The 13,605-nt window shown below is 60.5% G+C and carries 11 protein-coding genes; 9 read left to right on the top strand and 2 right to left on the bottom strand.

The annotated features are described in order from the left end of the window. Positions 1-6: 6 nt before the first annotated feature. Positions 7-612, top strand: coding sequence for a helix-turn-helix domain-containing protein (locus NP534_RS21280; RefSeq protein WP_033699140.1), 606 nt, complete (start codon positions 7-9; stop codon positions 610-612). A 132-nt stretch (positions 613-744) separates the two neighbouring features. Beyond that, positions 745-1,530 (top strand): sulfite exporter TauE/SafE family protein, encoded by a 786-nt coding sequence (locus tag NP534_RS21285; RefSeq protein ID WP_033699141.1) that lies wholly within the window; start codon positions 745-747, stop codon positions 1,528-1,530. 16 nt (positions 1,531-1,546) lie between these two features. On the opposite strand, the gene NP534_RS21290 is transcribed toward NP534_RS21285, so the two are convergent. Beyond that, on the bottom strand, positions 1,547-2,095 hold the full coding sequence (locus tag NP534_RS21290; RefSeq protein WP_274100013.1) for a histidine phosphatase family protein: 549 nt from the start codon (positions 2,093-2,095) through the stop codon (positions 1,547-1,549). A 206-nt stretch (positions 2,096-2,301) separates the two neighbouring features. Between NP534_RS21290 and arfB the strand changes: the two genes are divergently transcribed. From arfB to tssK, 5 genes are all read left to right on the top strand, one after another. After that, positions 2,302-2,715, top strand: a complete 414-nt coding sequence (gene arfB, locus NP534_RS21295) for an alternative ribosome rescue aminoacyl-tRNA hydrolase ArfB (RefSeq protein ID WP_274100020.1) — start codon at positions 2,302-2,304, stop codon at positions 2,713-2,715. Between the two features lie 577 nt (positions 2,716-3,292). Then, on the top strand, positions 3,293-4,303 hold the full coding sequence (tssG, locus tag NP534_RS21300; RefSeq protein WP_052040613.1) for a type VI secretion system baseplate subunit TssG: 1,011 nt from the start codon (positions 3,293-3,295) through the stop codon (positions 4,301-4,303). Next, complete coding sequence (locus NP534_RS21305; protein WP_274100014.1) at positions 4,300-4,878, top strand: FHA domain-containing protein; 579 nt, start codon at positions 4,300-4,302, stop codon at positions 4,876-4,878. Before tssG ends, NP534_RS21305 begins: the two co-directional genes overlap by 4 nt. Next, complete coding sequence (gene tssJ, locus NP534_RS21310; protein WP_274100015.1) at positions 4,875-5,624, top strand: type VI secretion system lipoprotein TssJ; 750 nt, start codon at positions 4,875-4,877, stop codon at positions 5,622-5,624. Before NP534_RS21305 ends, tssJ begins: the two co-directional genes overlap by 4 nt. A 26-nt stretch (positions 5,625-5,650) precedes the next feature. Beyond that, on the top strand, positions 5,651-6,988 hold the full coding sequence (gene tssK / locus NP534_RS21315; protein WP_274100016.1) for a type VI secretion system baseplate subunit TssK: 1,338 nt from the start codon (positions 5,651-5,653) through the stop codon (positions 6,986-6,988). Between the two features lie 69 nt (positions 6,989-7,057). Here tssK and tssM read toward each other — a convergent pair whose 3' ends face one another. Beyond that, complete coding sequence (gene tssM, locus NP534_RS21320) at positions 7,058-10,735, bottom strand: type VI secretion system membrane subunit TssM (RefSeq protein ID WP_274100017.1); 3,678 nt, start codon at positions 10,733-10,735, stop codon at positions 7,058-7,060. A gap of 292 nt (positions 10,736-11,027) precedes the next feature. On the opposite strand from tssM, the gene tssF reads away from it, so the two are divergent. Continuing rightward, entirely contained in the window at positions 11,028-12,791 is a 1,764-nt protein-coding gene (gene tssF / locus NP534_RS21325) for a type VI secretion system baseplate subunit TssF (RefSeq protein ID WP_274100018.1), read from the top strand. Between the two features lie 16 nt (positions 12,792-12,807). Continuing rightward, positions 12,808-13,605 (top strand): type IVB secretion system protein IcmH/DotU (gene icmH, locus NP534_RS21330; protein WP_274100019.1); only part of this gene is annotated, 798 nt, incomplete at its 3' end.

Below are 13,605 nucleotides of genomic sequence, written 5' to 3' on the forward strand. Positions count from 1 at the left end.
CACCGAATGCCCGATGACCGCCCCGATGCTTTGCCCCTGCTAGACCGCGCCGCCGTCGGCAGGCGCCTGCGCCAGGTGCGCAAGGCGCGCCAGCTGACCCTCAAGCAGTTGTCCGAAGCCAGCGGCGTGCCGGTGTCGACGTTGTCGAAAATGGAGCTTGCCCAGGTCTCGGTCAGTTACGAAAAACTGGCCGCCGCCGCCCGCGCCCTGAATGTCGATATCGCCCAGTTGTTCCGTGCCAGCGGCACGGCCGATACGCCAGTACCGGTGACCGTGGTGGTTGATTCACTGGCGGCCGTTGCGGGCTACGCGACCGGCACCTACGACTATCACCCGATTGCCGGCGCCTTCCCCGAGCGCCGCATGACCCCGGCCTATGCCCGCATCATCGCCCGCGAACGCGGGCAGTTCGACGATTTTATCCGCCATCCTGGCCAGGAGTTCGCCTTGGTCATCTGCGGGCGTGTGCGTATCGAGTTCGAGACCGGTGAAGCGGTCAGCATCGGCCCCCAGGAGACCGCGTACTTCAACAGCCAGGTGGGGCATATCTATCTGTCGGAAAGCGAGGATGGCGGGGATGCGCATGTGATGGTGGTCATGACAGACCGTTAAGGCGCGCTTTCACGCACCCGTGCAGACGCCACGCGGTTATAACCTAATAACGAACAAGTCTATTTGGCTATAAAAAATTCTATATGCTGGCTTCCATCCGATAACGGGCAAAGTTGGGCAGTCGAGTAGCGTATGGATGTAGGTTCTTTCGGTTTCACCCTTGCCGGGCTGGTTGTAGGTTTCATCGTCGGCATGACCGGCGTGGGCGGCGGCTCGCTGATGACCCCTATCCTCTTGTGGTTTGGCATCAACCCGGCCACCGCTGTCGGCACCGACCTGCTGTATGCCGCCATCACCAAGGCCAGTGGCGTCTGGGTGCATGCCCGCAACAAGAACATCGACTGGAAAATCACCGGCCTGCTGAGCCTGGGCAGCGTACCCGCCGCCGCCATCACCCTGTGGTTCCTCAGTACCCTGCACACCGACACGTCGGCGCTCAACGCCATCATCAAACAGGGCCTGGCGGTGGTGTTGATCCTCACCGCACTGGCCATTCTGTTCAAGTCGCGCCTGCAGGCCTTCGCCAGCCGCCATGCCGGTGATCACTACCACCTCAGCGACCGCAGCCTCAACACGCTTACCGTGCTCACTGGCGTGGTGCTGGGTGTCATGGTTACCCTCACCTCCATCGGCGCCGGCGCCTTGGGTACCGTGGCACTGTTCCTGCTGTACCCGTTCCTGGTCACCCGACGCCTGGTCGGCACCGAAATCGCCCATGCGGTACCGCTGACCCTGGTTGCGGGCCTGGGCCACGCCGGCATGGGCAACATGGACTGGTCGTTGCTGGGTTACCTGCTGCTCGGCTCGCTGCCGGGTATCTACATGGGCAGCCACCTGACCGGGCGCATTTCCGACCGCGTATTGCGCCCTTGCCTGGCGGCGATGCTGCTGCTGATCGGCTACAAGCTGGCGTTCTGAACCACGCTTGCCGCCGCTAGGCGCCCAGACGCAGCCGCCACTGCCCGGCAAAGCTGAGTTCAAGGCGCGATAGCGGCAGCACATCGATGCGCTGATGCGCGCTCAACGGGCACCCCAACAGCTGTACCAGCACGGCACGGATGACCATGGGGTGGGTAACTGCCAGCCATTCGCCCGGCGTATCGAACGCCGCCAGCCAAGCCGCCACGCGCTGGCACAGTTGCGCAAAAGATTCCCCGCCATGTGGCGCGCTGGCCGGATTATCCAACCACTCGGACAACGCCTGCGGGTTCTGCGCCTGCAACTGCTTGAGCGACAGCCCCTGCCACTGCCCCAAGTCGCAATCTGCCAACGCAGGCTCGACACGCGCCTGTGTCTGCGCCGATAACCAAGCCGCCGTCTCGCAAGCTCGGCGCTCCGGCGCTGTCAGTACCTGCACCGCAGGCCCGATTGCCAGCAGCGGTTGTGCCAGCGCAAGGATGCTGTCATCAGCCTTGGGCATGCAGCCAGTCTTCTGGGCTTGGGTCATGGCGTGGCAAACAAGGGTCAGGCGAATGGATTTCACCGGGGCACTCTTCATGGCAGGCGGGGCCGACTGGTTTAGCATGCCAGGGGCTTTTTTACTGCAACAAGTTGCCCCGCCCAGGCGATCTGCCACCCTTAATTCCCCTTTAAGGGGCTCGCTCCTCTGTGGTTGAGGTCAAACTTGTTTTGTTCTGTGGGCGAGTGGCGAAGGCTGCGATAATGGAAGGCAATGACAAGGGCCATGCCATGCTGACCATCTCTAATAACGTGCATCTGCCAGATGCCGACATCGAACTGACATACATCCGCGCGCAAGGCGCAGGTGGGCAGAATGTCAACAAGGTGTCCAGCGCCGTGCACCTGCGCTTCGACATTCCCGTCTCGTCGCTGCCCGAGTTTTACAAGGAGCGGCTGCTGGCGCTGCGTGACAGTCGCATCACCGGTGACGGCGTATTGATCATCAAGGCCCAACAGTACCGCACCCAAGAGCAAAACCGCGCTGACGCACTGACGCGTCTTGCCGAGTTGATCATTACTGCCGGCAAGACCGAGAAGAAACGCCGCCCCACCAAGCCGACCCTCGGCTCGAAGACACGCCGCCTTGAAGGAAAAGCCAGGCGCAGCAATGTCAAGGCGGGGCGGGGCAAGGTGGAGTTCTAGGGACTGTGTGAAATCCCGAGAAACCCAATGGTGTCCCTCGGAAGCTGAACTTCTGTGAGGTGGACATGGTGGGCGTCCAAGATGCCAGGCATGTCCTTACGCATCACGTACTCACACAGCCTCATCTCTGCGAAGTGAACGCCCTCCGGCCTCTAGCTCGACGCATGCATTACCTTCAGGCACCAATCGAATGTCCACACGACAATTGTCTGATCGACCATCCAGGGTGTCGTTACTGCTAACCGGCCGCAGTAACCGAGCATGTGACTCGGAACTCTGTACTGCCCCACCGCATCACGCGGAATAAACAGCAGCAACCAACACGACCGAACATCCCACGCGCCAGACATATTTTGCACGGGAAAATGCTGTGGCCTGCACGATAGAGCGGCGATTAACTTCCTGACAACATCTGCTTACACTTCGTGCCTCGACCGGAAGCCCTTCCTCATTGCATGGTTTTCTTTTAAGGGCAACTACCGCCGAGCCATTTGTTTAATCAATTCCTGCCGACCGGTAATTATTCCTACAAATACGTCCTACATATAGAAACCACACCACTCCCTGAGGATTTGACATGGACGCTGAATCAGAAAAGAAAGTCCATGATGCTGTGGACCGCATGTTGCCTAAGGCCCATCAGTACTCGTACTTCCAGCTTCTGGAGTTGATGTACCAGGTACACGATGATGATCTTGAACTGCGCCCCCTCTCCCCCCAAACCCGAAGACGCTTACGGCTGGAGGTATCTCCAAAACTGTCATTCCCCATCGCCGATGTACTCAGTGCTGAGCGCATGGGGGAGGATCGCTACCGCATTCAGGCCACCTTCCTGGGCTTGCATGGAACCGATTCGCCGCTTCCCAGCTATTACCTTGACGAAGTGGCCTATGAGAATGCGCAGAGCATCGGTGTACGACCGGCCTATTTCAACTTCTTCAACCATCGTCTGCATACCCTGTTGCATCAGGGTTGGCGCAAGTACCGCTATTACCGGCGCTTCCAACCGGGCGCCACAGACGGCTTCTCTCGTTACATCTTCGCGATGATCGGTCTGGATGACGCGGCGTTGCGCGGGGCGACTCCCTTGCCCTGGAGCCGCTTGTTGAGCTTCGTAGGAATGATCGCCAGCCGCAGCCGATCACCGGGCATGGTGGCAGGCATGATCGCGCACTGCTTCGATCTTCAGGATGTGACGATCCGTGAGTTCGAGAAACGCGTCGTGCAGATACCGCAGTCTCAGCGCAATGGCTTGGGTTCACGCAATTGCACGCTCAACGATAACTTCCTGGTGGGCGGCACCACCGAGTCACGCAGCAGCAAGTTCACCATCGTGATCGCAGGGCTGGACCAGCGGCAGTTTCGCGAATTCCTGCCCAGCGGTGACAACTATCACCGTCTGGCCCGGCTGGTGGAGTTTCTGCTTCGCGATGTCGGGGCGTACGACCTGGAATTGCGCATGCGCGCCGAAGAGGCGCCGCCTTTCAGCCTCCGGGCCGAGCATGGCACTCACCTGGGTTGGACCAGCTTCATAGCTGACCGCAAAGACCCCACACCTCCCCCCGTTCGCATCACGGTACGCGCATGAGTACACATGTTCTCTCCCCCAGTCTTACCTTGGCCGTCCTCAACCCGGAAACACTCCTGCATGGCAGTGAGCCGCAGCACCGTTTCGATAAAACAGGCGGCACGCTCGGCACGCAAGCGACCTGGCGGCTGCACGATCGCGAGGCGCGCATCCTGCCGGTGCATTGCGAAATCCGCTGGCACGAAGGCCATTTCTGCCTCGTCGACCACAGCAGCTCAAGCTTTATGAACGGCAGTGACACCGCACTACTGTCTGGCGCATTAATCCGCCTCAGGCACAACGACAGGCTGCAAATCGGCGATTACCAGATTGCCATCCGCTTGGGCAATGAGCACGAGGTAGAGGAACGGCCGGAGCTTCACTCCGACAACAATCCGCTTTCAGCCCTACAGACCACACAGCGTCTGTGCCCACTGCAGGTCCTCGGCGAACCGACTACCGATGTATTGAGTCTGTTCCGCCCCTCAGAGCCCGTGCATACAGATGAGCTTGATCCCCAGGCGTATCTGGACCGTGTGGCGCAATCCCGCATTGACCCCACCATCGCCGAGATCTTCGGCAGGGAGATGCGATGAACAAGCGCATCGGTGTGGTTCTGGCTTGCTTGGCACTCAGCGGCTGTAGCTCGATCAGCAAGGCGTATCAGGTATTCAAAGACCCGACACTCCCTGTCGGTGGCCCTACCAATGACATCAGCCACGTGGGGCTCAGTCTGTATGCCGCAGATCCACCTGCTGTCGCCAGCTCAGCGCACGCAATCCACGAGGAGCCTGCTCCGCCGTTTGAACAATCGGCAAGGCTGGCAGTAACCCTCAGTGCCACGGATGCCGTTGGCTTGACCGATAAGGTAGGTGCGCTGGCTGAACAACTGCACCAGAACTACCCCGCCTCACCCAGTACGCCTGCCCAATTGGCCAGTTACACAGCAGCGCAATCCGAAGCCCCCGAGCCTGCCACCCAAGCGCAGCGACAAGCACCCGCTTCCATCGCCTTCAAAGTGCTTCAACTCAGGGACGACTCCCTGTTGCTGGACGCCACATATGAGCAAGTGGAAGAAGACCTGGACAAAGCACTGGGCAGCACCCTGATCAGCGTGGACGACTTCCGGTTGGTGCCGGGCCATTTCAAGTTCATCGAACATGAAGAGATCAACGAGCGTACGCGCTACATCGCTGTCGTGACGCGTCTGGATGACCCACAGGGCAAGTGGAAGGATTCCATACGCATCAAGCCCCGCGGTTACAGCCACACCGTGCACGTCCACTTCGAGAACAACGGCGTCGAACTGCGTCAGGACAGCGAACTTCTCCGCAACCCGTAAAGCCCTATTGAAAGAAGGAATACCCGATGACTTCACGTAACGCTGTATTGTGGAAAGAAGGCGTGTTCGTCAAGCCCCAGCACTTCCAGCAGATGGCCTTCGCCGCTGAGTCGGCACTGCAACAGCGCGTTTCCAGTTTGAACGATGCGTTCTATGGGTTCAGCGAACTGGAATTGAATGCGGAGTACCTGAGTTTCGGCAAGATCGCCATCATCCGCGCCCGTGGCGTGATGCCCGATGGCACGGTCTTCGACATTCCCGGTGACATGCCACCGCCCGCGCCACTGGAAATTCCCCAAGGCACCGCTAATAAACAGGTGTACCTGACACTTCCCTTGCACGCGCCGGGCGCCCCCGCCGTACGTTGGCCCGACAGCGAGGATGTGAACGGCCGCTTCATCGCCAAAGGCGTTCCCGTCATGGACAACCACGGCGGCAGCGGCGATTCGATGATCCTGGATGTCGCCATCCCCAACCTGCAGCTCAAGCTTCAGGATGACGACAACAGCGCCTACAGCTGCCTGGCACTGGCCAAGGTCATGGACAAGCGCGCCGACGGCAGCCTGTTGCTCGATCAGCACTTCTACCCCACCAGCATTTCCCTCAAGGGCGCCCCTGCCCTGCACCGGTTCCTTGAGGAAACCACGGGGCTCATCCGCGAACGCGCACGCAACCTCGCCGAACGGATCTGCTCACCCGGCCAGTCCGGCATCGCCGATGTCACCGATTTCGCCCTGTTGCAGGTACTGAACCGCTTACACCCGTACTTCCATCACCTGGCACGTCGCCGCAACGTGCACCCCGAACAACTGCATATCGCTCTGGGCCAAGCCTGCGGTGAACTGGTGACGTTCACCGATGATGGCCGGCTACCCATGGACTACCCCGCCTATCAGCATGACAACCTCTCAGAGTCCTTCCATGTGCTGGAGGAAACCCTGCGCCGATCACTGAGCACGATCCTGCAGCCTCGGGCGGTTTCCCTGCCGATCCAGGAGAGAAAGTACGGTGAGCTGACAGCTGTTCTGCATGAGCGCAAGCTGCTGGAGGATGCGACGTTCGTTCTTGCCGTGCGTGCCGACTTGCCCGGCGACGATCTGCGCAAGCGGTTCCAGCAGCAGGGCAAGGTCGCCCCGCTTGAGAAACTGCACCACTTCATCCAACTGCAAATGCCGGGCCTACCGCTGATCCCTCAGCTGGTAACGCCCCGCTACCTACCCCATCACTCCGGCTTCGTGTACTTCGAGCTGGATCGACAGCACGAAACCTGGCAGCAGTTCAAGGATGCGAGTGGCTTTGGCTTCCACATCGCGGGGGAGTTCCCGAACCTAGAAATGCAGCTCTGGGCGATCAGGCCAGACTGAACCGCTGGTGCAGCTAAAGAAGAATCCCGATCCACTCCAGGCATCGGGATATTTCTTTTTGGGTCTATGTCAGCGCTCTGCCACTACGTTGGCCGCACTGTCGCGCAACAACCGCTGCGGCAACGCGAACCCCGCAAACAGCTGGCGGGTGAAGGGATTGTTCGCGCTTGTAGCGTGGAACTTGTAACGCGCAGACTCACCGGCAATTCTGAAGCTCAAATCGACGCTGGTCGGTGTGCGGGCGTTCAGCCCACCGCGACTGAGCAGGCGGTAGAACGACCACGGGCCTTGATAACCCAGGCTGACCGTCGTACCCGCTGCCTGTACCAAGCTGACACGGCTATGCCCGCTCTCCCCGGCAGGGCCTGGCCATGTCATGCCTATCGGGTCTTTGCCCTTATCGGCAAATGCCTGCAGCTGACCATCCATACCAAAGACACTGCCCCGCAACCCGCTGCTGATGGCTACCGGCTCCAGACCAAAGCTCACGTTCAATTCGCCGCGGTTGTCGAAAAACGCGTTGCGGATCGCTTCCGCCTGCTTCAGCTGCTCCATCACCTCCAGCCGGACCAGATAGCCGTCATCGGCGCTGGAATAGAGCGCATTGAGGTTGTCATTCAGAAATACCGTGAGGTATTGATCCTGGAAGCGTTTGAGCTGCCCCTGCGGGCCGAAGAATGCCTCGAAGTCTTTGAGCGACACATCCGGCCCGGCCGGATCGATGGGGTAGCGTGAAGCCAGGCGCTCCTGGTAGACGCTGTACACCTCCGCATCCCAGCGCTGCTCCAGCTCGCGCAGCGCCATGACCATCAACACCTGAGAAGTCTGGTCTGCCAGTTGACGAACATGCCGGTTCAGCGGTTCCGGCAAGCCCGTGGCGACGCGCTGCAGGTTGCGGATGGGATCGGGTTCTTTCTCCGAAAAGCGGCTCAAGGCCACGGCCAACGCAGCCTTGCCCTGATTCGGGTTGTCCTGCACCGCCTTCACATAGTCATACACGGCGCTAACGGCCTGCAGAGTTTCGTCATAGAAGGACGGCTTGTCGCCCTGCACATCGAGCATCCCCGAAAGCCCGGCAAACGACCGATAAATCCCCATGGCCTGTAGGCGGCTTGGTTGAGTACTTTGTAGCTGCTTCTCGTTGTCCGCAGGCTCAGGGTAGATCAGCGTGTTGCCGCGCACCGTCTCCAACAATCGCCGCATGGGCGCGGCTGGGCCAGTAACCTGCTCCAGTACGCTCAACCCATGGGTAAGGTCGGTGAACTCAGTGACCGAAAACTGGTTCAGCACCCGCCGCCAACTGTCGATGTAATCGGCGCTGTACAAGGCGCGCAAGCGCTCCGTCAGAGCCTGGCGGTCCACCTCGGAATAGTCGAGGGTGCGCCGCTCGCCCAGTACCCATTGGTCGATCAGGGCGAGGTCGGCCACGTTCTGGCTGTGTTGGTCGAAGTAGTCCCGGAAGCCCCGCGCGGTGAGCAACGGTGGCAGCGACAGGCTGCCATCGACGGCCGCCTGATGGTTTCGCTGGTTCAACGGCACATAGACGATATCGAAGGCCGGCCCGATTTCGTTGCGCAGGTCCAGCGCACCGTGCAGCTGCTGTGCAGCCTGCTGCTTCAGGCTGATATACACGCGTTGGGCCAGGGGCAGTTTGCGCAGTTGCTGTTGAGCATCCGCCACCACACGCTGGTAATCCGGCAATTCAACATCAGCATAAGCCAGGCCGTACTGCAGATGACGCATCAGCGCGGCCTGCAACTGGCCTTGACCCGGAAAAGCCTTTTGCCATTCACGGGCCATCCACTGCTCAACCAGTTCCGGTCGGCGATTGGCGCGATCCTCGATCATGCGGTACACGCGCAGGGCGGCCAGTTGTTCGTCACTACCGGGAACCGCCTGCTGGATGGTCGCCGCCACGCCGCCCGCAATGGCCGGTAGGAAGCGTCGGGCCAGTGCATTCAGGTAGGCCTGGTCCACCTGTGGGCCGATGGCTTTGCCCTGGTACAAGCCCATGTCCGTGAACACGGTCCAACCTGACCGGTAGTCACCGTACAGGCTCACCGCATCGCGGATCTCATCCAGCGGTGCCAGCAGGTTGCGCCCGGTCAGGTCACCTTTGCCGTCGGCGCTGGTATTGGTGAACGCCTGGCTTTTCTCCAACACCTGTTCGGCCTTGTCACGGTTGACGCCGTAGAAGTACAGCCAGCTACCGGCCATGGCCAACCCGCACAAGCTCGCGGCAATGGCGCCGCCTCTCAACAGGCGGGCCTTGTGCTCGACAACCCGCTGGTTGTCGCCGGCCAAGCCAGCCTCGGGATAGACCACACGTTGCAACAGTTGCTGGGCGAAATAGACCACGGAAGTGCCTTGTGGCTTGGTCGACAGTGCTGGCGGGCTGAAGGCAAAAGCACGGGCGGAGGCATCCGCGAGCAGGTTACGGACCTCACCGCGTTGGTAGACCGAGGAAAAGTACAGCCCCCGCACCAGCGCAGGCGTGGTGTATCGATCGCTGCTCAGCACGTCGCCCAGAAAACTCAGCAACATCTTGCGGGCACCGCTCAGCTCCCTGAGCAGCGAGTAGGCACGTTTGCGCGCCGCTGGGGGCATCGCACCACTGGCGGATTCCAGCGTGTCCTCAAGCTGCTCGATGAATCGCTGATAGGCCTTGCCTAGTTCCTCCAGCCAGGTATCGAAATCCTTCACTGACGCCAGCGTGAAGGTGAAGCCCTGCACTTCTTCACGCTCGCGTGCCGGCAGCTTGGCAAACAGTTCCTCGAAGCCGTCCAACAGGTCGAACTTGCTCATCACCACGTACAACGGCAGACGCGTGCCTAACTCGCCACCCAGTTCCGTGAGGCGTGCGCGCAGCACAAAGGCCAGGTCACGCCGCTCTTTTTCGGTTTGCGCTAACAGCTTGGTCATGTCCACCAACAGGACCACGCCATTGAGCGGCCGACGACTGCGGTTCTGCGCCAACCAGCCGATCATGTGCCGCCACAGTCGGCGCTCGCTACCTGCCGGCAGCCCTGGCGGATCGGCTGGCTTGAGCGCGACGGGGGCAGCTGGCCCTGCAGGTACAGGCGCATCGTCCTGACCGTCTTCACGCGTTGCCGGGGGCGGTAGCGGATCGGGTACCGGCATGGGCCGCTCCGGCTGGCTGATGAACTCGCCGGGCGGATCGATCAGCAACGCATTGTCCCCCACCCACCAGTCGATATCGAACACCAGGTCTGGATCGGCGCTGGCCCGTTGCGTCGAACTGCGCGCGGTGCGGGTCAAGGCAAAGCGTTGGTCCGAGCGACTGACGAAGCTCGACTTGCCCGCATTCTCTTCGCCCAGGATCAGGTACCACGGCACATCGTAGCGATGCCCGCGACCGCCCTGGCTGTGGCGCAGGCGAGCCAGGCTGCCGTCGAGGGCGCGCTGCTGGGCCTGCAGGTACACCAGGCAGGGGTCCTCCACCTCACGTTGCTGTCGTTGCTGCTCGCGCATGATCGAGCGATTGCGACGGTGCACCCACGCGCTCCACACCAGCAGCGGTAACACCACGAGCAGCACGGTGACGGCAATACGCACGGGCTGCTCGGCCAGCGGCTGCTGGTCACGCCACTGCCACTGCGGCCCCAACCACCATACCCCGATCACGGCAACTGCCACGCAGAGCACTGTGGCGATAACAACTACGGGCATCGCCTGACGCTGCAACAACGATAAACCACGCAGCAGACTGTCCTTTTTCACTTTCATAGCGGTAAACCTTGCCGACTGCACTTTCGATGAATTGACGCACGTTAAAGGCACGAACCGCAAAAGACAGTAGCAGCACCCGAAATTACTTATCAACGCCTATGATCACGAAATAAGCGCTAACACTTTTCTTGAAGACACCGCACGACATCTGCAATAAAGAATAAATAGTAACGCACGACTCCACGGCATTTAAACCGTGAACTTATAAGAACTTTCCTACAAGACGCGCAAATCAATTTTTGTTGCGACTAACTCAACCCCTTTAGATAGAGCGTTCGAAACACTAAACATGAAGTTTAAAGATTGGTTCACTCGGGAATTGCAGACCCTCCGGGAGCTGGGTGACGACTTTGTCGAGGACGAGCCGCGCCTGGCGCCTTTCCTCGGGCGCACCGCTTCGGACCCGCAAAGTGAGTACGTGTTGGAACACTTCGCCTTTCTGACCGCTCGCCTGGTCATGAAGCTCGAAGACCACCTGCCCGAGCTGACACATCCCCTACTGCAGCTGCTCTACCCCAATGTACTGCGGCCGCTGCCGAGCATGACGGTGATGCAGTTCCAGCCGGTCGACCATGCGCTGAGCGAAACCCAGGTGCTGGCCAAAGGAACACCGGTGTTCTCCCAGCCGGTTGAAGGCGTGAGCTGCGAGTTCCGCACGTGTGCTGAGCTGGCCATCGCGCCGTTGGAGATCCGCAGCATCACGACGCAGCCCAGTGCCGAAGCCCCTGTGGTGCGCATCGACCTGGGCGCCCTGTCCGAACAACCCCTTCGGCGGATGAAGTGCGACCAGTTGCAGTTCCATCTCGCCGGTGGCCACCGCAACGCGCTGCACCTGTACCAATGGCTGGCACAGCACCTGGACAAGCTCTACCTGCACATCGGCCAGCACCGCTTCGCACTGCCGCCCTCGGTGACCTTCGTCGGTTTCGAGGTCGATGAAGCCCTGCTGCCAAGCGCAGGCGAGCAGATGGACGGCTACCGCATCCTGCAAGAGTTCTTTTGCTTCCCCGACCGCTTTCATGGTTTTCGCATTGAGGGGCTGGGGGCCTACTGGCCGGATGAAGCCGCCGAACAGATCCAGCTGGAATTGCGCTTCAACGCGCCCCTGCCACCTGACCTCCAGATCGATCAGACGACGATCCTGCTCAACTGCGTTCCCGCCATCAACCTGTTCACCTGCAAGGCCAAGCCCATCCCACTCAATGAAAAGGTAAGCCACCCGCTTATAAACGTGGGCCGCCAAGGCAGCGATAAAGACGAGATCTTCAGCGTCGATCGTGTCAGCAGCCAGCGTCAGAAGTCCAAGGATCACGTGCAGGAATTCACGCTTTTCGAATCACTGCACCGCAATTTCCCGCTGGGTGAACGAGTGCCCACCCGCTACTATCAGCTGGATATCGAGCAGGAACCGGTCAACGACACGGTGCAACACAAGATCCGCGTGGTGCATCACAACCTCGCGCCGTATCTGGGTGACCAGGAAGAACTGAGCATCGACCTGACCTGCAGCAACGGCGTCCTGGCGCAGCAGCTCAAGGTAGGCGAGATCGACCTGACGACCCAGGACACGCCTTCGTTCGTCACCTATCGCAACCTGACACCGCCCACTCGCAGCTACCCGCCGATGCTGCAAAGCGGCGGCCAGGGTGAGCGCCACTGGGCGCTGATTTCCCACCTGGCCCTGAATAACCTCTCACTGTCCTCCCCCGCCGCGCTCGCATCAGTCCTGCGGGTGTATGACTTTGTCGGCGCCCACGACCTGCCACAGGCGCGCAGGACCGCCCAGCGTTTGGGCGCCATCAAGGAAGTCCACAGCGAGCCCTATGACTGGCTGATCAAAGGCCTGCCCGTGCGCGGCATGCGCACCACCCTGCACATCGACCCTGACGGTTTGGAATGCTGGGGCGAGGTGCAGTTGTTCGGCAACGTGCTGTCCCACTTCATGGCGTCGTATGCCAGCAGCAATTCCTTTCATCAGTTGCAGATCGTCAACACCGCCAATGCCACCCGCCAGCTATGGCCCGCCCGGACTGGGCGGCAACCGGTAATGTGACCAGGAGGTACGCCTTATGAGCCTTTCATCCTCGCAATCGTACGACAAGGACCAACACGACACCCGCGAATCACCGCCAATCAGCGAGCTGTTTCCACAGGTCGATGCCCTGGGATTCGACACCCGCTCGAACACAGGCAATCCCATCCTCGACATCGCCGCGCCGCTGCTCGGTTTGGTCATTCGCCTGGAGGGAACCGAGCAGTACGGTCATGTCGAGCCGCTATACGCTCACGTCAAGACCATGATCCACGGCATGGTCGAGGAAGTGCGCCAGCTTGAGCACTGCGATGAGGGCGACCGCGTGGTGTTCTCCTACTGCCTGTGTTGTGTGGTCGACGAGGCCGTGATGGCGACCCCCTGGGGACGCGACTCACCGTGGAAAGCCCAGTCCCTGCTCAGCGCCATCCATCAGGAAACCTGGGGCGGCGAGAAATTTTTCAGTGTGCTGGAGCGCCTGCTGGAGGCGCCGGAAAAACGCTGCGACCTGTTCGTGTTCCTGTTCTGGTGCCTGGCATTGGGTTACCGGGGCAAGTACGCCAACCAGACCAACGGCGATCAGGAGCTGGAAATCTGGATGGAGCGTCTGCGCAAGCGGATCGTGGAGCTACGCGGCCCCAAAGCCCACTCACAACGGTTGACCGACCCTTTCACCAATGTGGCGCCGCGCCACTATCGCATGAACCGCCAATTGCCCTGGTGGACACCGTGGGCCGTCATGGGCGTGTGTTGTACCGCCGTCTATGTGTACTTCGCCAGCAAACTCAACGGCATCACTGAACAAGTTTTGGCTTCGCTGCAAACGCTGTTGCAG

It is taken from the genome of Pseudomonas sp. 39004 (assembly GCF_028682155.1).
Taxonomy (GTDB): Bacteria; Pseudomonadota; Gammaproteobacteria; order Pseudomonadales; family Pseudomonadaceae; genus Aquipseudomonas; species Aquipseudomonas capeferrum.

Bases quoted from the DNA above. Each gene is read 5' to 3' on its own strand.
- NP534_RS21280 (WP_033699140.1), top strand. From the start codon at position 7: ATGCCCGATGACCGCCCCGATGCTTTGCCCCTGCTAGACCGCGCCGCC.
- NP534_RS21285 (WP_033699141.1), top strand. From the start codon at position 745: ATGGATGTAGGTTCTTTCGGTTTCACCCTTGCCGGGCTGGTTGTAGGT.
- arfB (WP_274100020.1), top strand. From the start codon at position 2,302: ATGCTGACCATCTCTAATAACGTGCATCTGCCAGATGCCGACATCGAA.
- tssG (WP_052040613.1), top strand. From the start codon at position 3,293: ATGGACGCTGAATCAGAAAAGAAAGTCCATGATGCTGTGGACCGCATG.
- NP534_RS21305 (WP_274100014.1), top strand. From the start codon at position 4,300: ATGAGTACACATGTTCTCTCCCCCAGTCTTACCTTGGCCGTCCTCAAC.
- tssJ (WP_274100015.1), top strand. From the start codon at position 4,875: ATGAACAAGCGCATCGGTGTGGTTCTGGCTTGCTTGGCACTCAGCGGC.
- tssK (WP_274100016.1), top strand. From the start codon at position 5,651: ATGACTTCACGTAACGCTGTATTGTGGAAAGAAGGCGTGTTCGTCAAG.
- tssM (WP_274100017.1), bottom strand. From the start codon at position 10,735: ATGAAAGTGAAAAAGGACAGTCTGCTGCGTGGTTTATCGTTGTTGCAG.
- tssF (WP_274100018.1), top strand. From the start codon at position 11,028: ATGAAGTTTAAAGATTGGTTCACTCGGGAATTGCAGACCCTCCGGGAG.